The sequence below is a fragment of the Brevundimonas sp. BH3 genome (assembly GCF_045345115.1).
GTDB lineage: Bacteria > Pseudomonadota > Alphaproteobacteria > Caulobacterales > Caulobacteraceae > Brevundimonas.
This window is the reverse complement of the sequence record NZ_CP150796.1, coordinates 16,178-36,982: the sequence shown is the minus strand read 5'-3', so window position 1 is coordinate 36,982 and position 20,805 is coordinate 16,178. Positions and strand designations below refer to the sequence as shown.

The window sequence follows — 20,805 nt, the reverse complement described above, 5'->3', positions numbered from 1 at the left end:
TTACCGGCTACAGACCGGACATTCTGGATCAGCGGCCAGTTTGACGACGCGGCTGGTGGCTTCAAGGCCGTCATAGATCAGAAGGCGGCTTATCAGCGGTTGACCCGCGCTGGTGATGATCTTGAGGGTTTCGAGTGCCGTCATGGTGCCGATGACACCGGCCAGCGCCCCGATGATGCCTACGCGGGCACAAGTTTCGGCCTCGGGCGGGGCTTCCGGCACGAGGCACTGATAGCAGGGCAGGCCGGTAAAGACCCCGACCTGACCGGTCCAGCGGCCAAGGGCGCCTGACACCAGCGGTTTGCCCTCCTGCACACAGGCACCATTGACGCAAAAGCGGGTGTCGAAATCGTCGGTGCCGTCCAGAACCACATCATACTGGCCGATCAGCTCACGCGCATTGTCCGGCGTGATGCGCTGGTTGAACACGTCGATGGCGGTGTGCGGGTTAAGCGCATTGAGGCGGGTTTTGGCGACGGCGACCTTGGGCTTGCCGATATCGTCGGCTCCGAAAATCACCTGTCGTTGCAGGTTTGACAAAGACACGACATCGTCGTCGATCAGGCCCAGATGGCCGACCCCTGCGGCGGCCAGATAAAGTGCCGCCGGATTGCCGATGCCGCCCATGCCGACCACTAGCACCCGTGCCTTTTTCAGCGCCTGCTGGCCCGGTCCGCCCACCTCGGACAGGATCAGATGGCGGGCATAGCGTTCGACTTCATCGTCGGAAAAGCGGCCATGGGAATTAGGGGTGGGCGTCTGGTTCATCTTGTCGCTGTAGCATTTTCAAACCGGCTTGGCGCTTGCGGTAAAGCGCGACGCTCGCCACATCCGGTTTATGACGCAGCACGCTCCCTCATTTCCCGACTGGCACGGCACCACTATTCTGGCCGTGCGCAAGAATGGCCAGACCATAATCGCCGGTGACGGTCAGGTCTCTATGGGTAACACCATCGTCAAAGGCTCGGCGCGCAAGGTGCGCAAGCTGGCCGGCGGCAAGGTGATTGCCGGTTTCGCAGGGGCCACCGCCGATGCCCTGACCCTGATCGAGCGGCTTGAAGCCAAGCTGGAACAGTATCCCGACCAGCTGGCCCGCGCCTGTGTGGACCTCGCCAAGGACTGGCGCACGGATCGCTATCTTCGCAAGCTGGAAGCCATGCTTTTGGTGGCCGACAAGAACACCATCCTAACCGTGACCGGCGTGGGTGATGTGCTGGAGCCGGAACAGGGCGTGGCCGCGGTCGGTTCGGGTGGAAACTATGCGCTGTCGGCGGCGCTGGCCCTGATCGACGAAGATACGCCGCTGGATGCCGAGGCCATCGCCCGCAAGGCCATGAAGATCGCCGCCAGCATTGATGTATTCACGAATGGAAATCTCACGATTGAAAGCCTCTAAGGGCTTTCAATCGTGAGATGACGCTCAGCCCCTAACACTCGCCGCGCGGCGGCTCGTTGCTTGAGGGGCTTCGCTGTTTAGATTTGGATTGAGATTATGACCGATCTGTCTCCCCGCGAAATCGTATCGGAACTGGACCGCTTCATCGTCGGTCAGCAGGATGCCAAGCGGGCTGTGGCCGTGGCGCTGCGGAACCGTTGGCGTCGTAAGCGCGTGGGTGATGACCTGCGCGATGAGGTAACGCCCAAGAACATCCTGATGATCGGCCCGACGGGTGTGGGCAAGACCGAGATTGCGCGACGTCTGGCTAAGCTGGCCGGTTCGCCCTTCCTCAAGGTCGAGGCCACCAAGTTTACCGAGGTCGGCTATGTCGGCCGCGACGTGGACCAGATCATGCGCGATCTGGTGGAAGCCGCGATTGCTATGGTGCGCGACAAGCGCCGCGTCGAGGTTCAGGCCAAGGCCGAGGCGGCCGCCGAAGAACGCTTGCTGGATGCTCTGGTCGGACCGGGATCGGGCGCACCGACCCGCGATGCTTTCCGTAAAAAGCTGCGTGCGGGCGAACTGGACGACAAGGAAGTCGAGTTGACGCTGGCCGATAATGCCTCGCCCATACAGGGCATGGATATTCCGGGCGGTAATGTCGGCATCCTCAATCTGTCGGACATGCTGGGCAAGCTGGGCGGTGGTCGCACCAAGAGCGTGCGCATGACTGTGAAAGATGCGACCCAGCCCCTGATTGCCGAAGAAGGTGACAAGCTACTGGATCAGGACAGCCTGACCCGCGAGGCCGTGTCGCTGGCCGAGAACGAAGGCATCGTTTTCCTTGATGAGATCGACAAGGTGGCGGCGGGCAAGGATCGTGGCGGGGCCGATGTTTCGCGCGAAGGCGTCCAGCGTGACCTGTTGCCGTTGATCGAAGGCACAACGGTTTCGACCAAATATGGTCCAGTCAAAACCGACCATGTGCTGTTTATCGCGTCTGGTGCTTTCCACGTCGCAAAGCCGTCGGACCTGCTGCCGGAACTGCAAGGCCGTCTGCCGATCCGTGTCGAGTTGAAGGCGCTGACCCGAGATGACTTCAAGCGCATCCTGACGGAGCCGGAGGCCAATCTGATCCGTCAGAACCAGGCCCTTTTGGCGACCGAAAACGTCACCGTGACCTTTACCGACGATGCAGTTGAAGCGATGGCCGATGCGGCGGTGACCGCCAACTCGACCATCGAAAATATCGGTGCGCGTCGTCTGCAGACCGTGCTGGAGCATGTGCTGGAAGAAACCAGCTACCACGCCACCGATCTGTCGGGTCAGGCCATCGCGTTTACCGGCGAAGTGGTGCGCGAGAAGTTGAGCGAACTGACCGGAAACGTGGACCTTAGCCGCTATATTCTCTGATAGCGACTGAAGCCGAACTTATGGGGCCGTCGCAGCTTAGGCTGCGGCGGCCTTTCTCATTTGCGCCACGGCATCGACCAGTCGTGCCAGCTCATGCGGTTTGGACAGGCGGTGGTCGCCATCCTTGATGATATCCAGACGCACATCGCCGCCCTCGTGTTTTTCCAGCAGGCGCAGTTGCATCTCCCACGGCACGCTTTCGTCCAGCTTGCCTTGCAGGATGTGGGTCGGGGCAGGGATGGCGACAGGGCCATCCAGCAACAGCCAGTTTCTGGCCTCGTCGAACATGTTTTTCGTCAGGTGATAGTCGCCAAGGCCGGGGTCGGTGATCAGGGCCTCGCCATCGCGCATAATGGCCTGACGGATATGGTCAGGCAGGGTCGGCCACATCAGGCGTTCGGTAAAATCCTGCGCCGGATTGACCAGAACCAGACCGGCCACAGCCTCGGGGCGGGCAACTGCCGCAAGCAACGACACCCAGCCACCCATGCTTGATCCGACCAGAATAACGGGGCGGTTAAGGTGATCGATCAGGGCGATACAGTCCTCGCGCCAGCGACCGATGGTGGCCTTCTTCCAGTCGCCGGAGGATACGCCATGGGCGAAATGGTCATAGCGCAGATAGGCCCAGCCGTTTTCCTCGGCGGCTTCATCCAGAGCCAGCGCCTTGGTGCCTTCCATGTCCGAGCGGAAACCGCCGACCCAGACGACAACAGGGCCGTCGCCTTCGACCTGTTTATAGGCAAGAGTTTCGCCATCGGGGCGGGCAAGGTGCTGGATGTCGGTCATGCTTTCCTCAAGGTGTCTCGCGCAAGGCTCGGCAAACTGGTAGCGGATATTGGACTGTGAAGTGAAGGCCAAGCCCGCGTGACCCAAACCGATTTGAACACCGCACCCGCCCGTCCGCGTGTGTTGTTTATCAGCCCCAACCGTATCGGCGACAGCGTGATCGCATCCGGCATTGTGCGCGAGATCAACCGCCAGTGGCCTCATGCGCATATCACGGTGGCCGTCTCGGGTATGGCCGCTCCATTTTATCGGGCCGCACCGGGTGTCGAGGACATCATTGTCGTCAACAAGGAAAAGCGCGGTGGTCACTGGCTCAAGCTGTGGAAGGCCGTGCGCGGCACCCGCTGGGATGTGGCGATTGATACGCGCGGCTCGGCGACCACCTTCCTGATCCCGACCAAGACGCGCTTTGTCTATTCCAGCAAACTGGAAAAGGGCGATCCCAAGGTCGAGGTCATTACCCGCCTGTTGCACGCGCCCCGCTCGCTGGAGCCAGAACTCTATATTGATGATCGTGCGCGCGCCGAGGCTGCTGCTGTCATCGACCCGCAACTGGCCGCTGGTTCGGGCGAGGGCCCGATCATTGCGCTGGCCCCCATTGCCCACCAGAAGGGCAAGAGCTGGCCTGCCGACCGCTGGGCCGCACTGGTCGAGAAGATGAAGGCCGAGCCGCGCTTTAATGGCTGGCGCTTCATGCTGGTCGGTGGTCCGGGTGACCATGCACCGGCCGCACCTGCTCTGGCGGCAGCCGGTGATCGCGGTATCGATTTTGTCGGCAAGGGCGATATTCTGGCCTCGGCGGCAGCCATTTCTCGCGCCACCCTGTTTGTCGGCAATGACAGTGGCCTGATGCACGTCTCTGCGGCAGCAGGCACACCGACGCTTGGCTTGTTCGGTCCGACCGAATGGTGGCTGTATGGACCGCGCGGTGCCAAGACCATGACGGTGGCGTCCAACAATACGCGTGGCCAGTTTGCGCCGATTGAAGACCTGACGGTGGATGCCGTCTTTGCCGCGACAATCAAACTTTACGACACCTATGCGGGGACCAGATGAGCCAACAAAAGCCGCAGGTCCTGTTCATCAGTGCCGACCGTATCGGTGACGCCATCATGTCGATCGGTGCGGTCCGCGAGATCGGTCGCCAGATCCCCGATGCCGAAATCACGGTGGCTGTCGGCCCGACGGCGGCGGCCCTATTTCGTGCCGCGCCTCGGGTGGTGAAGGTTATTCCGTGGAAGAAGCAGAAACTGTCCGGTCACTGGCGCACCTTGTGGAAACAGACGGTCGGCACGCACTGGGCCATGGTGGCCGATGTGCGTGGTTCGGTGATGTCGTTCTTTCTTAAGGCCGATCAGCGTCGTCTCTACAGCCGCAAGCTGGAAAAGGGCGAGATGAAGGTCGTCACCTTCTCCAATATGATGAAGGCCACCCAAACCGCCGAGCCGGAAATCTTTCTGGACGACAAGGCCCGCGCCGATGCGGCAGCGATTATCGGCGATGATGCTGCGCCCATTCTGGCCATGGCCCCGATTTCGACGGCAGCCGACAGAAGCTGGCCCGCCGAACGTTGGGCCGAGCTGACGCAAAAGCTAATGCTGGAGCCGCGCTTTGACGGCTGGCGGTTCATGCCAGTCGGTGGTCCGGGCGACCACGCCGCCGCCGCGCCTGCTCTGGCTGTGGCCGGTGATCGCGGTATCGATGCGGTGGGCAAGTGCGACATCCTCGGCTCGGCTGCCCTGCTTGAACGGGCCACTCTTTTTGTCGGCAATGACAGTGGCCTGATGCATGTCTCGGCCGCAGCCGGTACGCCGACCTTGGGTCTGTTTGGTCCCAGCGAGTGGTGGCACAAGGCACCCTATGGATCCAAGGGCAGAGTTCTGGCGGCGGCCCCTATTCGCGGCCAGTTCGCCCCGATTACCGAACTGTCCGTCGATCAGGTCTTTGCCGAGGTGTTGGCGCTTTACGACACCTTTGTGCGTTCTGGCCGTTGATTAGCGACGGAAGCTTGAATTTTCGGGCTTTCATCGCCATATTCGCGCCGCTGGTATCCCTCTGGGAGCGCAGAGGTTCCGGCAAAGCTTTTTGACCACACAAGGAAACGACGCCCATTCGCCGTCCAATGCAAGCGCCGCCCGTAAAGGACGGCCCGCCGATGAACCAAGATATCCGTGCCCCCCGCGTTCTGCTCATTGACCAGAACGGCGAGAAGCAAGGCATTATGCCCTTGTCTGCTGCGCTGGAGGCTGCGGAAGAAGCCGGTTTGGATCTGGTTCAGATCGTGAACAACCCGGATGCTCCGGTTTGTAAGATTCTGGACTACGGCAAGCATCGCTTTCAGGAGCAGAAAAAGAAGGCCGAGGCCCGCAAGCGCCAAAAGGTCGTCGAGCTCAAAGAGGTCAAGCTGCGTCCGAATATCGATACGCACGACTATGAAGTGAAGGCCAAGGCCATGCGTCGCTTCTTCGAGGATGGCGATAAGGTCAAGGTGACCCTGCGCTTCCGCGGTCGTGAAATGGCCCACCCGGAACTGGGTATGAAGCTGATGCACAAGGTGCAGGCTGATTTTGACGAAATCGCAAAAGTCGAGTTCGCACCCAAGATGGAAGGCCGTCAGATGATCATGATCTTGGCACCGCGCTAAGATCTGATCCGTCCACCGGATTTCAAACGCCTCGACCTCTACCAAGGTCGGGGCGTTTTGCTTTTTGTGGTGGTGTTTGAGTCACTTGCTTTGCAACAGGCGATGGCGTACAAGCCGCCCCTTCGTATCTACGGACCGCCGGGCGAATAGGCATGCCTGGGCGGTTCTGAAACGGACGCTGTATGAAAGTCCCAAGATTTTCAAATGGCGGACCCTCAATCAGAGAGAGTGAAAATGCCGAAGTTGAAGACGAAGTCGGGCGCCAAGAAGCGCTTCAAATTCACTGCTACGGGCAAGGTCAAGGCTGGCGTTGCTGGTAAGCGCCACCGTCTGATCAGCCACAACTCGAAGTACATCCGCCAAAACCGCGGTACTTCGGTCATGGCCGACGCCGACGCCAAGAAGATCAAGAGCTACATGCCGTACGCCTAAGGCGCGGCTGTTTCTGAACTTCTCAAGCATCTGAATTTGAATTGATGTCTCTCAGCAAGGCCCCGCGGGCCGAGCGCTAGAGACCCCCAAAAGGGAAAACAACATGGCTCGCGTTACCCGGGGCGTTACGTCCCACGCCAAGCACAAGAAGGTCCTGAAGCAAGCCAAGGGCTTCTACGGCCGTCGCAAGAATACCATCCGCACCGCCAAGGCCGCTGTTGACCGTGCCGGTCAGTACGCCTACCGCGACCGTCGCAACAAGAAGCGCAACTTCCGCGCTCTGTGGATTCAGCGCATCAACGCTGCGGCCCGTATCGAAGGCTTTACCTACTCGCAGTTCGTTCACGGCCTGGACAAGGCTGGCATCGTTCTGGACCGTAAGGTTCTGGCTGCGATCGCTGCCGACGAAGCTGGCTTTAAAGCCATTGCTGACAAGGTCCGCGCCGCTCTGGCCTAAGTCTCTGGCCTAAGAGACGGTTCGATCCGTTAAAAGCGCCCGTTCCGGTCACCGGAGCGGGCGTTTTTGCATCTTGGCTGCCCCTCTGGGACGAAGTCTCTGCTAAGAGGGTGACGAACGGGCCGTGGCCCGATAAAGCACAGCGCAAATGACCGAACTCGCCCAACTTGAAACCGAACTCATCACTGCCATCGGCGCGGCGCAGACTGTCGCTGCCCTCGAAGAGGTGCGCGTTGCCGCCCTTGGCAAATCCGGCTCCATCTCTCTGCTGCTGAAAGGCATGGGCCAGCTCAGTCCCGACGAGCGCCGCGAGCGCGGGCCGGTGCTGAACGGCCTGCGCGACCGTGTGACCACGGCGCTGAATGCCCGCAAAGCCGATCTGGAAGCGTCAGAGCTGAACGCCCGCCTGCTGGCCGAGCGTGTTGACCTGACCCTGCCGTCGCGTCCGCGCCGCAAGGGCGGGGTTCACCCGACCATGCAGGTGATGGACGAGATGATCGCCATCTTCGCCGAAATGGGCTTTGCCGTCGCCGAAGGACCGGACATCGAAGACGATTTCCACAACTTCACCGCGCTGAACTTCCCGCCAAAGCACCCCGCGCGGGAAATGCACGATACCTTCTTCCTGAAGCCGGATGCCGAGACGGGCGAGCGCAAGGTTCTGCGCACGCACACCTCGCCGGTCCAGGTGCGCACGATGATGTCGCAAAAGCCGCCGATCCGTATTATTGCGCCGGGCCGCACCTTCCGTAAGGACTCTGACGCCACCCACACCCCGATGTTCCACCAGATCGAAGGTCTGGTCATCGATCGCGACATCCATATGGGCCACCTGAAGACGACGCTGGAGACTTTTATGGCGCGCTTCTTCGAACTGGACGATGTGCAGGCCCGCTTCCGCCCGCACCACTTCCCGTTCACCGAGCCCTCGGCGGAAATGGACATCCGTTGCGACCGCTCGGGTGGCAAGCTGGTGCTGAACACCGGCGAAGACTGGCTGGAAATTTTGGGCTGCGGCATGGTGCACCCGAACGTGCTGATCGCCTGCGGCCTCGACCCGAACGAGTATCAGGGCTTTGCCTTCGGCATGGGCGTGGACCGTCTGGCCATGCTGAAATACGGCGTCTCGGACCTGCGTCCGATGTTCGATGCCGATACCCGCTGGCTGGCACATTACGGCTTTACCGCTTTTCAAGCTCCCAATCCGGCCTCTGGCCTGAGCTAAGGATTGTATTCATGACTGATATCTTCTCCGAAGAAGCCGGCCGCGCCGTTGTCGAGAAAACCGAATTCGTGAAGGAAGCCATCTGGCTGCCGCTGATGGCCGTTCATCACCAGAATGCTGGCCAACCGATCATTAAAGACAAGACCTTCACCGACTGCCTGTTTGAAGGGCCAGCATTGATGGTGCCGGTTAGTGATTGTCATTTTGATGGTTGCAATATGGGTGCAGCGAAAGACCTGAACTCATTGTTCTATACGCCTAAGGGCCCTGTTTTGGTGGGGGCTGTTCCCTTTGAAAACTGCCGCTTCATTAATTGCCGTTTTTCTCAGATAGCCTTTACAGGCCATCCCGACTTCATCACGGGCATGGCCGAAGGCCTCACAAAAGCTAGCGAGGCCTGATCCATGTCCGATACGCAAGACATCACCATTCCTGCCATAGGTGCTGGCCCTGAATATGAGGGCATCAACATCTGGCTTCCGGCCTTGGCCGTCGAGGCTGCACGTCGTGGCGAGAACGCTGTTATTGGCAAGACCTTCCGCAACTGCATGATCGAAGGTCCGGCGGTTCTCTTACCACTGGGGGCCTGTAATTTTGACGGCTGCAATATGGGCGACGCGCAGGGCGATATCCGCAACTTGCTGCTGCAACCCATGGGCCCGCAAAAGGTCACCGGCACGGTCGCCTTCCAGGACTGCCAGTTCATCAACTGCCAGTTCATTCGCGTTGGTTTCACCGGCACGCCTGATTTTCTGGGCCAGATCCAGCAGGTGCTGACCGGAGGCGCGCAATGAAGTTCACGCTTTCCTGGCTGAAAGACCATCTGGAAACCTCGGCGGATGTGAATGCCGTGGCCGAGGCCATGACCATGGCCGGACTTGAAGTCGAAGAGGTCAAGGATCCGGTCAGTCTTCTGGCTCTGTTCAGTGTGGCCAAGATCGTCTCGGCCGAGCGTCACCCGAATGCCGACCGTCTACAGGTTTGTCAGGTGGATACCGTCGACGGTATGAAGGAAATCGTCTGCGGTGCGCCCAATGCGCGTCCGGGCCTGACCACCATCTACGCACCGATTGGGGCCTATGTGCCGGGTCTGGATGTCACGCTGGTTGAGAAACCGGTGCGTGGTATCGTGTCTAACGGCATGCTGTGCTCGGGCGGCGAACTGCAACTGCCCGATGAAACCGACGGCATACTGGAACTGTCGGACGATCTGGTGGTCGGCACGACGGCGGCCGAAGTGTTCGGTTTGGAACCGGTCATCGACTTTGAAGTGACCCCGAACCGTCCCGACTGGCTCGGCGTGGCCGGTATTGCCCGTGATCTGGCGGCTGCCGGTCTTGGTACGCTGAAAACACCGGCTATCAAGCCTGTGGCGGGCAAGGGTTCTTCCAGCATCTCGGTGCGTATCGATGCGCCGGACCTGTGCCCGACCTTTGCCGGTCGTGTGATCCGCGGGGTCAAGAATGGCCCGTCGCCGAAGTGGCTTCAGGAGCGTCTGACGGCTATTGGCCTGCGTCCGATCAATGCGCTGGTCGATATCACCAATCTGATTTCCTATGACCGCGCCCGTCCGCTGCATGTCTATGACATTGCCAAGCTGGAAGGCTCGGAAATCGTTGTGCGTGCCGGTCAGGACGAGGAAACCCTGACGGCGCTGGACGGCAAGGATTATGCACCCAAGGCAGCCGATTGCGTCATCGCCGACAACGGTGGCGCGCGCGTCATCGGTCTCGGCGGCGTCATGGGCGGCGAAAGCACCGGCTGTTCCGAAGAAACGGTGGATGTCTTTGTCGAGAGCGCCTGGTTTACCCCTATCGTGATCGCCCAGACGGGCCGCTCGCTAGGCATCAGCTCGGATGCGCAATATCGCTTTGCGCGTGGTGTTGATACCCACTCGGTAGTGCCGGGTCTGGAACTGGCGACCAACCTGATCCTAGAGCTTTGTGGTGGCGAAGCTTCGGAAATCGTGGTGGCGGGTGAAGCCCCAACCGCCCCTGAAGGCTTTGCCTTTGATCCGGCCTTTGTGAAGCGCCTGACGGGTATGGACCTGTCGGAAGACCGCATTGCCGATATTTTGACGGCGCTGGACTTCAAGGTCGAGCGTGGCGCGTCGTGGACGGTTACGCCGCCGACTGCGCGTCGTGATGCTCATGGTCCGGCCGATCTGGTCGAGGAAGTGGCCCGCATCGAAGGCTTTGCCTCGCTGCCGTTAATGCCGCTTCCGGCTGTGGCTCCGGCTGCTGGAGGTATCCTCAGCACACGTCAGTCGCGCGTGCGCACGGCACGTCGCGCGCTGGCCGCGATGGGCTATGCGGAGGCGGTCACTTGGTCCTTCACCAAACAGTCCAAGGCGCTTCTGTTCGGTGGCGGCGATGACAGGCTGGTGCTGGAAAACCCGATTGCCTCGGACCTCGACTGCATGCGCCCGTCGGCCCTGCCGAACCTGATCGAGGCGGCGGCCCGCAATGCCGCGCGCGGTCATGCTGATGCAGCCCTATTTGAAATCGGCCCGATCTATCTGGGTGATGGTCCGAAGGATCAGCGCACGACGATCACCGGTCTGGTGGCTCCGCATGCGGACCGTCACTGGCAGGGTGCGGGCGATGATGCCCTGTTTACCCTCAAGGGTGATCTGGTCGAACTGTTGGAACTGGTCGGTGCGCCGGTCGGCTCGCTGCAACTGGTTCAAGGCCAGAACCGCGAATGGTGGCATCCGGGGCGTTCGGCTCGCCTGCAACTGGGCCCCAAGAACATCATCGTCGAGTTTGGCGCTTTGCATCCGTCGGTTCTCAAGACGCTGGATGCCGATGGTCCGATGCTGGCCTTCGAAATCGTTCTCGACAATGTACCGGAGCCCAAGGGTAAGGGCGGTAAGGCGCGTGGTGCGGCCAATCTGCCGAACCTGATGCCTCTGTCGCGCGACTTTGCCTTCGTTCTGGACGAAGCCAAGGCCGTAGGCGATCTGGTCAAGGCCGTTTCGGGTGCCGACAAGGCCCTGGTCACCGATGTGCGCGTCTTTGACGTCTATCGCGGCAAGGGCGTGCCGGAAGGCCAGAAATCGATTGCGATCGAGGTCGAGATCCAGCCGCGCGAAGCCACCTTGACCGATGCCGAGATCGAGGCCCTCATGGCCAAGGTCGTTGCCGCCGCCACCAAGGCGGGCGCAGTGCTGCGGAGCTAAGATGGTCGAGAAGAAACCGTGGGCCGAGACGTCTTTCGAGCGCAATCTGTTCCGCGCCCGCTGGCTGATGGCCCCCTTCTATCTGGGGTTGGTACTGGCTCTGGTCATGTTGTTGTCGGTGTTTGTGCAGGAAGTGGCCTACTACCTGCCCAAGGCCTTCGTCTTTGGCGAAGGACGGATGACGGCTGATCAGGCGATTTTGGCCTTGCTGACGCTGGTAGACCTGTCACTGGCGGGCAATCTGCTGTTGATCGTGCTATATTCCGGCTACGAGAATTTTGTCTCCAAGCTGGATCTGGATGAAAACCATGTGGACCGTCCGCCGTGGATGGGCAGCGTGGATTTTTCGGGCCTGAAGATGAAACTGATTGCCTCGATCGTGGCAATCTCGGCCATCTACTTGCTGAAGTCGTTCATGAATATCGGCAAGCCGGGCTATGTGGTCGATCAGGCGGCGATGTTGTGGGGGGTGCTGATCCACCTGACCTTTGTGGCCTCGGGTGTGTTGCTGGCCCTGATGGACTGGGTCGCCTCCAAGACCGACAAACACTAGCTTATCGGTTCAAGAAAAATAAAGGGGTTGGAAGCACAGGCTTCCAGCCCCTTTTTCTTTGCGTTTCGTGTCGCTTTTTATCAATGGCAATGATTGGTTAACCCTAAAGCCCCAAGTCTGCCGCAAAAGGCCGTGACGGTATGTTTTCGCCCGGGACATCGGGCAACCGCCATGCCGATGGGAGTTTGACGCCATGCACCGCCGCCAACTGATCCGTTCCAGCCTCGGCCTTGCCGCCGCCAGCGCCCTGCCCGTGGGGTTGGGGGCCTGTGCCACACGTGGTCAACCCGCCAATCCGAACTATCCGATTGCCGCGGACCAGACGGCCCAGACCTATACGTTTGACGAACTGGTCGCTGCCGGTTCGCGCGAGATGGGTATTGCTTCCGAAGCCATCGGCGGCGCGATTGAACGTATTTTTGCTGATCAGGGCGGCGCGCCCACAGCCTATATCGCCGGTGAAGAGGGTGCGGGCGCGGTTGTAGCCGGTCTGCGCTATGGCCGCGGTGCCCTTCACATGAAGGACATGTCGGCTTCGCAGGAAGTATTCTGGCAAGGCGCGTCGATCGGTTGGGACTGGGGTGGCAATGCCAGCCGCGTCTTCACGCTGGTCTACGGCCTCTATCATCCCGACATGCTTTATCGCCGCTATCCGGGCGTTGAAGGCTCGGCCTATGCGATTGCTGGTCTGGGCGTAAACTACCAGCGTGCGGACGGCATTGTTCTGGCCCCTGTCCGCACCGGTGTCGGTCTGCGTCTGGGTGCCAATGTCGGCACGATGAGCTATAGCCGTCAGCGCAACATCCTGCCGTTCTAAGTCGTCGCAGGGATCAGAAATCAAAGGCCGCAGCATGATGCTGCGGCCTTTGTTATTTCAGGGTGGAGATCAAACTTTCCAGTCCCTCGCGATAGCTGGGATAGCGGAGTCGCCAGCCCAGTTCGGCCTTGGCTCGCGCATTGGAGATACGCTTGTTGTCGCGATAAAAGCGCCGCATGCCATCGCTCACCGAAGGATCATCCAAAGGCACTTCGGCGGGAGGCTCCATGCCGATCCTGCGGGCGGCCCACAAGACGACATCTTCGGCAGGCGAGGGTGTATCGTCGCACAGATTATAGATACCCCCGGGGTGAGGGTGCGCCATTGAGGCAAACAGGCCGGACACCACGTCGTCGATATGGATGCGGTTGAACACCTGCTCGGGCTTGCGGACGAGAGCGGCTTTACCGGCCCGAAGTCTCAGGAAGATATTCTGGTCCGGGCCATAAAAGGCGGGCAGACGGAAAATCTGCACAGTTAATCCCATGCCCCGTCCGGTATCCAGCCAGTCGCGTTCGGCCTTGGCGCGCCGTGCGCCCTCTAAGGTGGCAGCGTTCAGGGCATCCCCTTCAAAGGCCCAGCCACCGGCCCTGTCCCCATAGACGCTGGTCGATGAAATATAGCCGATCCAGTCGGGCCAGGCCTTGCCCGCAGGCAGGTCAGACAGAGCGCGCATGGCCGGACAACCGTGGGCATCGGGCGGGGCGGTGACCAGGATGGCAGTTGCAGCCATGCCTGCTGCGGCCAAGGCATCGGGATTATCGGGATCGACGGCCTTCCAGCCCTGGTTTTCGAAATCGGCCCTGCGCTGCGGCTGGCGCGATGTGACGGCGACCTCCCAGCCCTTTTCACGGGCAGAGCGAGCAATAGCACGCCCTAGATAGCCGCCACCGAAAACCAGCAGAGATGAGGGGGATGTCATGCTTTAGAGGGCTGTTCTGGCAACGGAAGGGAGGCTTTGGTGTGTGGAGGGTCTGACTGAAAGCAGTGCATGGGCACGGCTATTGTTCCATGCCGAAACGCACGGGATTTTGGAGCGGTCACAGCGGTCAGCGTAGCGACGGGCGATTTCGGTAACATCGGCCATCAGCCCTGCTTGGAGTGTAGTGGCCTCAAGACCCAGCGCCTTGAAGCCGTCATTGGCCACAACCAGTTCGTTCTCGTCAGCTTCAGCGCGCGGGTTGGGCAGATTGGCGATTTCAACGCCGGTCATGTCGGCGATCATTTGGGCCAGATCGCGCACGCGACGGCTCTCGGTCATCTGGTTGAGGATTTTGACGCGCTCTCCCTTTTGTGGCGGGTTGTTCAGGGCCAGTTCGACGCAGCGGACCGTGTCCTGAATGTGGATGAAGGCCCGTGTCTGACCGCCTGATCCATGGACTGTTAACGGATAGCCGACAGCTGCCTGTATCAGGAAGCGGTTCAGGACCGTGCCGTAATCGCCATCATAGTCGAAGCGGTTGATCAGCCGTTCGTCCAACCTGGTCTGTTTAGTCTGGGCTCCCCAGACAATGCCTTGATGCAGGTCGGTGATACGCAGATGATCGTTCTTGGCATAGAACTGGAACAGCAGGGCATCTTGCGTCTTGGTCATGTGATAGATGCTGCCCGGATTGGGCGGGAACAGGATTTCCTGCTCGGTCGGGCCAAAATCGGTATCGACCGTGACCTTCAGATAACCCTCGGGGATTTTGAGCCCCGCCGTCGTATAGCCATAGACGCCCATGGTGCCGAGATGGGCCAGATGGATATCGCGACCGCTTTCGACCATGGCGGCCAGCAGGTGGCTGGTGGCGTTCAAATTGTTGTCGATGGTGTAAAGCTTGTGTCGCGCTGACTTCATTGAATAGGGCGCGGCGCGCTGCTCGGCGAAATGGACGATGCTGTCCGGCTTCCAGTCTTGCAACAGGCTGACCAGACGCTCGAAATCCTTTCCGACAGTCAGGTTCTCGAAGGCGATGGTCTGGCCGGATACCTCATGCCACGCTGCGATGCGGTCGTGGATCGAGGTGATGGGGGTGAGAGACTGTACGCCCAGTTCGTTGTCGATGTTCCGCCGGCTGAGATTGTCGACGATCATTACGTCCCAACCTTTTGCCGATAAATGCAAAGCCGTGGGCCAACCGCAAAAGCCGTCACCGCCGAGGATCATTACGCGCATGGTACCGTCCTGATAAACAACGCCGACATTATGCCTAACCGAGAAAGCATGACGATCAAGGCGTCACACTGTCTCGGCAAGGTTTCGCAGGCGTATTTTAAAGAAGTGATTCGATGGCTGCGCGAGCCTTGGCACCAAGATCCGGGCGTTTAAGCGCCAGCGCGACATTGGCTTTCAATAGACCGATCTTGTCCCCGCAGTCATGGGTGATGCCTTCATACTCATAGGCCGTGAAGCTTTGCTGCTTCATCAGGCGGGCCATGGCGTCGGTCAGCTGGATTTCACCACCGGCACCGGCGGCCTGTGTTTCCAGCAGGTCGAAAATTTCTGGCTGCAGGATGTAGCGACCGGAGATCGACATGTTCGACGGGGCGGTACCCTGGGCTGGCTTTTCGACCATGCCCTTCATGGCATAGCGGCGGCCCTCATGGGCGGCGGGGTCGATAATGCCGTATTTGTGGGTTTCGCTGTCCGGCACCTGCTCGACACCGATGACATTGCCACCAACCTCGGCATAGACCTCGGCCAGTTGCTTTAAGGCCCCCGGCTGGCTGTCGACAATGACGTCCGGCAGGATGACGGCGAACGGTTCATGGCCGATGATGTCGCGCGCGCACCAGATGGCATGGCCGAGACCCTTGGGCTTCATCTGGCGGGTAAAGCTCATTTCACCGGCGCGGGCCAGTTCGGCATTCATGATGTCCAGAATGTCGGTCTTGCCCTTGGCCAGAAGCTGGGCTTCCAGTTCGATCTGGTGGTCGAAATAGTCTTCAATGGCTTCCTTGGCGCGGCCCGTCACAAAGACGATGTGTTCAATACCGGCTTCACGCGCCTCTTCGACGATGTAGGACAGGATGGGTCTGTCCACGACGTTCAGCAGTTCTTTTGGCGTTGTCTTGGTTCCTGGCAGAACACGGGTGCCAAGGCCAGCAACGGGAAGAACCGCCTTGCGAAGGCGCGCGGGGGAAGAGGACATTGAGTATCCGGAAAAAGTCTATGATTGATCTGTCATAGGCATATTTCCGGATAGGTCCAACGACTGTTGTTTGACGTCCCGGTTACTCGACCGTGACAGACTTGGCCAGATTGCGGGGCTGGTCGACGTCTGTGCCTTTTTGAACGGCGGTATAATATGACACCAACTGCATCGGCACGGCATAGACCAGAGGGGTCGCAATCGGATGGGCATCCGGTGCGTGAACCCGGCGGATACCGGCACCATACGGATCAGGGGCGCTTTCAGGCGCGATCATGATGACAGGGCCACCACGGGCCGCAACTTCCTGCAGGTTGGAGGACGTTTTCTCGAACAGGTCGTCCATCGGGGCCAGAGCAATGGTTGGGGTGTATTCGTCGATCAGGGCGATCGGGCCGTGTTTCAACTCTCCCGCGGCATAGCCCTCGGCGTGGATATAGCTGATCTCTTTCAGCTTTAGCGCGCCTTCCATGGCTAGCGGATACATCGGGCCACGACCGAGGAACAGCACGTCGCGCGCCTTGGCCAGATCCTGCACCAGATTGCGGATCGGCGCATCCATACGCAAAGCTTCGGAGATCAGGCGCGGGGCTTCGAACAGGGCCTTGACCAGTTCGGCCTCGCGGCTCTCGTCGATCTTGCCACGGGCCACACCGGCAGAAATGGCTAGCGATAGAAGCGCGGCAACCTGTGCGGTGAAAGCTTTGGTTGAGGCCACACCGATTTCAGGACCGGCATGGGTTGGCCACAAAATTTCGGCTTCGCGCGCCATCGACGAGGTGTGGACATTGACGACAGCAGCAGTCTTCAGGCCCTGGGCCTTGCACCAGCTCAGGCCCGCAAGTGTGTCGGCGGTTTCGCCCGACTGGCTGACCGCTACGGCCAGGGTGCCCGGAGTCAGGGCCGGATCGCGATAACGGAACTCCGACGCGATTTCGACATCGCATGGCAGGCCCGCATATTTTTCAAACGCGTATTTGCCGATCTGGCCCGCATAGAAGGCGGTACCGCAGGCAATGATCTGGATACGCGCGATGGCGGTAAAGTCGACTATGGCCGGTTTGGCCTTGGCGCTGACCAGATCAAGATATTCCGACAGGGTGTGCTGGACGCTGTCGGGTTGCTCGTGGATTTCCTTCTCCATGAAGTGGCGATACTCGCCCTTTTCCACGAGGGCGCTGGAGGCCGCGACCTTGACGACGGCGCGGTCGGCCGGTTCGCCCTTGGCGTTGAAGATGCGCGCATCGGTGCGCGTCATGGCGACATAATCGCCTTCTTCAAGATAGGAGATGTGCTGGGTGAAGGGGCCGACCGCCAGAGCGTCCGAGCCGAGATACATCTCGCCCTCGCCCCAGCCGACCACCAGCGGGCTGCCGCGACGGGCCCCCAGAATCAGCTCGGGTTCGCCTTCGATCAGTACCGCCAGCGCATAGGCGCCAGTCAGGCGATCCAGCGTGGCCTTGAACGCGTCCAGCGGAGGCATGCCTTCGGACAGGTTGTGGTCTAGCAGGTGGGCCACGACCTCGGTATCGGTCTGGCTTTCGAATACGCGGCCCTCGGCTTCAAGCTCGGCCTTCAGCTCGGCGAAGTTTTCAATAATGCCGTTATGGACAAGACAGACGCGACCGGCCTTGTGCGGGTGGGCATTGGCCTGGGTCGGGGCACCATGGGTGGCCCAGCGGGTATGGCCGATGCCGACAGTGCCCTTGATGGGATCTTCGGCCAGCACAGCTTCCAGATTGCGGATCTTGCCCTTGGCGCGACGGCGGCGGATGCCTGTTTCGTCCTGAACGGCAATACCGGCAGAATCATAGCCGCGATATTCCAGCCGCTTCAGGCTGTCGATCAGGCGGGGAACAACAGGCCCGTTACCGGTCACGCCAATAATGCCGCACATGAAACTAACTCCGACGAAGGCGGTGGTCGCATTTTTTGCGTCCGCACCCGCAATTGAGGTAAGCGAAAGGGTTCAGCCTTACATATAGGGCGCATCTAGGCATAGTGCGGCCTTCGAGCATCAAACAATGGGTTTCGGAAGATTTCCGGCCAAACCCCGCCAGTTCAAGGATCACGCCTTTGGGCGAGAGAAAATATTTCGGCACTGACGGCATTCGCGGCCGCGCCAATACCCATCCGATGACCGCCGAGGTCGCCTTGCGCGTGGGTCTTGCCGCGGGGCGCCTGTTCCGCACGGATGATGACCGTCGCCATCTGGTGGTGATCGGCAAGGATACGCGCCTGTCGGGCTATATGATCGAACCGGCTCTGGTGGCAGGTCTGGCCTCGGTGGGCATGGATGTGCGTACCTTTGGCCCGTTGCCGACACCGGGCGTGGCCATGATGACCCGCTCGATGCGGGCCGATCTGGGCATCATGATCTCGGCCTCGCACAACGATTATGCCGATAACGGTATCAAGCTGTTTGGCCCTGATGGTTACAAGCTGTCGGACGAGATTGAACTGAAGATCGAGGCCATGATGGATGCGGCGCTGGATCTGGATCTGGCTCCGTCCAACAAGCTGGGCCGTGTCAAACGCATTGACGATGCGCCGCCACGCTATATCGAGATCGCCAAATCGGCCTTCCCCAAACGCCTCAGCCTCAAAGGTCTGCGCATCGCTATCGACTGCGCCAATGGTGCCGGTTATCGCGTGGCCCCGACCACGCTTTATGAGCTGGGGGCAGAGGTATTCCCCGTCGGCGTCGAGCCGAATGGCCTGAACATCAATGCCGAGTGCGGTTCCACCCATCCCGAGGCGGTGTCCGAGGCTGTCAAACGCTATCGCTGCGATATCGGTATCGCGCTGGATGGCGATGCCGACCGGGTGATCATCTGTGACGAAAAAGGTCATGTGGTGGATGGCGACCAGATCATGGCCCTGATCGGTCTGGACTGGGCCAAGCGCGGTCGTCTGAATGGCGGCGGTGTGGTGGCCACGGTCATGTCCAACCTAGGGTTGGAACGCCGCCTCAAGTCCGAGGGACTAACGCTGGAGCGCACCAAGGTCGGCGATCGCTATGTCATGGAACGCATGCGTGAGGGTGGCTTCAATATCGGCGGCGAACAGTCTGGTCATATCATTCTGAAGGACCACGCCACGACCGGAGACGGCCTGATGGCGGCGCTTCAGGTGTTGGCGGTTCTGGTCGAAGCCGGTGTGCCGATGAGCGAACTGGCCCGCCAGTTCGAGCCGGTGCCACAACTGTTGAAAAACGTCCGCTATACGTCGGAGGCTCCTCTTGAAGCCGACACCGTCAAGGCGGCGATGGCCGAGGCGGAACATGCTCTGAACGGCTCGGGCCGTTTGCTGGTCCGCAAGTCGGGCACGGAAAAACTGATCCGTGTCATGGCCGAGGGCGATGACGAGGCGCTGGTGACGCGCATCGTCAACGAGGTCGCCGACGCGGTGGCCAAGGCCTAAAAGACAAAAAGGCGGTCCGGTGGGGCCGCCTTTTTCTTATGGGGTCAGAAGATCGCTCAGGGCTTCGATGCGCTGGCGAATATCGGGCACTGCGGTGCTTTCCCAATAGGCCGCGCGCGAAGGTGGGCCGAGGGCGAACAGGGCGGTTTCAGCCTGTCCGTCACGGTTCAAAAGACGCCCGTCACTATCTAGGTCCAGTCCCTGCCCCAGTGGCTCAAGCCGTGCGCGGCCAGCGGCGATCAGGCTGGCGGTTAGGGGTGTGTGGACCGCATCATGGGCCGGGCCGGTGCAGTTGATGAACCAGTCGGCGCGGGCCAGGCCCGAGGTGTCGCTGCTGCGCGGTGCGGGCGCCCATCGGATATCAAGGCCGCTGTCGTCTGCCGTGATGTCGTTAAGGCGACCGGCATGGACCACAAGGCGACCATCGGCTTGCAACTGGCTGAGGGTTTCAAACACATCGGGCGCAATGCGGTGGCGATGCACATCCCACCATGGCCGCAAATGACGCAGGAAGCGGGCACGTTCAGCTTGCGAGGCCTCCAGCCATAGACGCCCGGTGACCGGACGATAGCCGTCCATGACGCGCTGCCATTCCATGGTCTTGGCCATTTGGCGGGCGGCGTGCAGGCGCTTGGACAGCGGGCCGCTGAGTGCCGCATCGGGCATGGGTGGTGCGGGCGGGTGGCCGTGAATATGCGGGCGTGGCATCAGGCCACGACGCGACAGGGCCACGGCCTTGCCGGTCCAGCCTTGCTTGATCAGGCCCAGAACCATGTCGGCCATGGTCAGGCTGGTGCCCAGAATAAAGATACTGTCCTCGGGCTGGATGGCGCTGAGGGCTCCCTCTGTCCACGGATCATTGATGATGCGGGCGCTGGCAGGCGTATTGTCGGCCCGCGGGGCCGGATTGCCTGTAGCGATGACGATGGCCGAGCCTGACAGCGTGCGACCGTCTTCCAGCACAACTTCGGCACCATCAATGGCGACCGCCTTGCCCTGAACCGTTTCGATCAGGTCGGGATGGGCTGCGCGGACGGCTTTGAGGCGTTCCAGCAGATAGGCACCATAAAGACGGCGGCTGATGAAGGCATCACCGTCGGCCAGATCGGGATGGTGCCGGTCCAGCCATTTCAGGAAATGGGCGGGATTATCGGCCAGCGCCCCCATATTGGCGGCGCGCACATTCAGGCGATGGGTGTCGTCGGTGGTGCCATAGGCGACACCTAGCCCTACGCGCCCCGCCTGTTCGACAATCAGGCTGGCGCGACCTTTTTCGGCCAGCCGCGCCGCCAGCATGGCACCGGAAAAACCGCCACCGATAATCAGGACAGGAAGGGTGCTCATCGCGGCGTCCGA

The 20,805-nt window shown here is 60.6% G+C and carries 21 protein-coding genes; 14 read left to right on the top strand and 7 right to left on the bottom strand.

Annotated elements, in window-relative coordinates; genetic code table 11:
- Window positions 1–768: a HesA/MoeB/ThiF family protein gene (locus tag WEU32_RS00180; protein ID WP_406852440.1), complete on the bottom strand. Its 768-nt coding sequence runs from the start codon at window positions 766–768 to the stop codon at window positions 1–3.
- A 70-nt stretch (window positions 769–838) separates the two neighbouring features.
- On the opposite strand from WEU32_RS00180, the gene hslV reads away from it, so the two are divergent.
- On the top strand, window positions 839–1,396 hold the full coding sequence (hslV, locus tag WEU32_RS00175; RefSeq protein WP_312814608.1) for an ATP-dependent protease subunit HslV: 558 nt from the start codon (window positions 839–841) through the stop codon (window positions 1,394–1,396).
- A gap of 96 nt (window positions 1,397–1,492) precedes the next feature.
- Window positions 1,493–2,791: an ATP-dependent protease ATPase subunit HslU gene (gene hslU, locus WEU32_RS00170; protein WP_406852439.1), complete on the top strand. Its 1,299-nt coding sequence runs from the start codon at window positions 1,493–1,495 to the stop codon at window positions 2,789–2,791.
- A gap of 36 nt (window positions 2,792–2,827) precedes the next feature.
- On the opposite strand, the gene WEU32_RS00165 is transcribed toward hslU, so the two are convergent.
- Complete coding sequence (locus tag WEU32_RS00165; protein ID WP_406852438.1) at window positions 2,828–3,652, bottom strand: alpha/beta fold hydrolase; 825 nt, start codon at window positions 3,650–3,652, stop codon at window positions 2,828–2,830.
- 6 nt (window positions 3,653–3,658) lie between these two features.
- On the opposite strand from WEU32_RS00165, the gene WEU32_RS00160 reads away from it, so the two are divergent.
- From WEU32_RS00160 to WEU32_RS00110, 11 genes are all read left to right on the top strand, one after another.
- On the top strand, window positions 3,659–4,636 hold the full coding sequence (locus WEU32_RS00160) for a glycosyltransferase family 9 protein (RefSeq protein WP_406852437.1): 978 nt from the start codon (window positions 3,659–3,661) through the stop codon (window positions 4,634–4,636).
- Complete coding sequence (locus tag WEU32_RS00155; RefSeq protein ID WP_406852436.1) at window positions 4,633–5,574, top strand: glycosyltransferase family 9 protein; 942 nt, start codon at window positions 4,633–4,635, stop codon at window positions 5,572–5,574. The genes WEU32_RS00160 and WEU32_RS00155 overlap by 4 nt, the downstream gene beginning before the upstream one ends.
- 128 nt (window positions 5,575–5,702) lie before the next feature.
- Window positions 5,703–6,224 (top strand): translation initiation factor IF-3, encoded by a 522-nt coding sequence (infC, locus tag WEU32_RS00150; protein ID WP_406852435.1) that lies wholly within the window; start codon window positions 5,703–5,705, stop codon window positions 6,222–6,224.
- Window positions 6,225–6,458: 234 nt separating this feature from the next.
- Window positions 6,459–6,656 carry a 50S ribosomal protein L35 gene (gene rpmI / locus WEU32_RS00145; RefSeq protein ID WP_003166435.1) on the top strand — a complete coding sequence of 66 codons (198 nt, stop codon included), beginning with the start codon at window positions 6,459–6,461 and terminating at the stop codon, window positions 6,654–6,656.
- A 103-nt stretch (window positions 6,657–6,759) separates the two neighbouring features.
- Window positions 6,760–7,113, top strand: a complete 354-nt coding sequence (gene rplT, locus WEU32_RS00140) for a 50S ribosomal protein L20 (RefSeq protein WP_312138503.1) — start codon at window positions 6,760–6,762, stop codon at window positions 7,111–7,113.
- A gap of 148 nt (window positions 7,114–7,261) precedes the next feature.
- Window positions 7,262–8,338: a phenylalanine--tRNA ligase subunit alpha gene (gene pheS / locus WEU32_RS00135; RefSeq protein WP_406852434.1), complete on the top strand. Its 1,077-nt coding sequence runs from the start codon at window positions 7,262–7,264 to the stop codon at window positions 8,336–8,338.
- An 11-nt stretch (window positions 8,339–8,349) separates the two neighbouring features.
- Window positions 8,350–8,739, top strand: coding sequence for a hypothetical protein (locus WEU32_RS00130; RefSeq protein WP_406852433.1), 390 nt, complete (start codon window positions 8,350–8,352; stop codon window positions 8,737–8,739).
- Between the two features lie 3 nt (window positions 8,740–8,742).
- Window positions 8,743–9,132, top strand: coding sequence for a hypothetical protein (locus tag WEU32_RS00125; RefSeq protein WP_406852432.1), 390 nt, complete (start codon window positions 8,743–8,745; stop codon window positions 9,130–9,132).
- Window positions 9,129–11,519 (top strand): phenylalanine--tRNA ligase subunit beta, encoded by a 2,391-nt coding sequence (pheT, locus tag WEU32_RS00120; RefSeq protein ID WP_406852431.1) that lies wholly within the window; start codon window positions 9,129–9,131, stop codon window positions 11,517–11,519. The genes WEU32_RS00125 and pheT overlap by 4 nt, the downstream gene beginning before the upstream one ends.
- Before the next feature lies 1 nt (window position 11,520).
- The gene (locus WEU32_RS00115) at window positions 11,521–12,072 is read left to right on the top strand and encodes a TIGR00645 family protein (protein ID WP_312138495.1); all 552 of its coding nucleotides are present in this window, start codon (window positions 11,521–11,523) and stop codon (window positions 12,070–12,072) included.
- Window positions 12,073–12,265: 193 nt separating this feature from the next.
- On the top strand, window positions 12,266–12,889 hold the full coding sequence (locus WEU32_RS00110; RefSeq protein ID WP_312814591.1) for an EipA family protein: 624 nt from the start codon (window positions 12,266–12,268) through the stop codon (window positions 12,887–12,889).
- A 52-nt stretch (window positions 12,890–12,941) separates the two neighbouring features.
- Here the strand turns inward: WEU32_RS00110 and WEU32_RS00105 are convergent, their stop codons facing one another.
- From WEU32_RS00105 to glmS, 4 genes are all read right to left on the bottom strand, one after another.
- The gene (locus tag WEU32_RS00105) at window positions 12,942–13,811 is read right to left on the bottom strand and encodes an NAD(P)-binding domain-containing protein (protein ID WP_406852430.1); all 870 of its coding nucleotides are present in this window, start codon (window positions 13,809–13,811) and stop codon (window positions 12,942–12,944) included.
- Between the two features lie 3 nt (window positions 13,812–13,814).
- Window positions 13,815–15,050: an NAD-dependent epimerase/dehydratase family protein gene (locus WEU32_RS00100; RefSeq protein WP_406852429.1), complete on the bottom strand. Its 1,236-nt coding sequence runs from the start codon at window positions 15,048–15,050 to the stop codon at window positions 13,815–13,817.
- A gap of 97 nt (window positions 15,051–15,147) precedes the next feature.
- Window positions 15,148–16,026 (bottom strand): UTP--glucose-1-phosphate uridylyltransferase GalU, encoded by an 879-nt coding sequence (gene galU, locus WEU32_RS00095; protein ID WP_312138487.1) that lies wholly within the window; start codon window positions 16,024–16,026, stop codon window positions 15,148–15,150.
- Window positions 16,027–16,108: 82 nt separating this feature from the next.
- On the bottom strand, window positions 16,109–17,923 hold the full coding sequence (gene glmS / locus WEU32_RS00090; RefSeq protein ID WP_406852428.1) for a glutamine--fructose-6-phosphate transaminase (isomerizing): 1,815 nt from the start codon (window positions 17,921–17,923) through the stop codon (window positions 16,109–16,111).
- A gap of 179 nt (window positions 17,924–18,102) precedes the next feature.
- Between glmS and glmM the strand changes: the two genes are divergently transcribed.
- Window positions 18,103–19,449 carry a phosphoglucosamine mutase gene (gene glmM / locus WEU32_RS00085; protein ID WP_406852427.1) on the top strand — a complete coding sequence of 449 codons (1,347 nt, stop codon included), beginning with the start codon at window positions 18,103–18,105 and terminating at the stop codon, window positions 19,447–19,449.
- Between the two features lie 36 nt (window positions 19,450–19,485).
- On the opposite strand, the gene WEU32_RS00080 is transcribed toward glmM, so the two are convergent.
- Entirely contained in the window at window positions 19,486–20,793 is a 1,308-nt protein-coding gene (locus WEU32_RS00080) for an FAD/NAD(P)-binding protein (protein WP_406852426.1), read from the bottom strand.
- Window positions 20,794–20,805 lie beyond the last annotated feature (12 nt).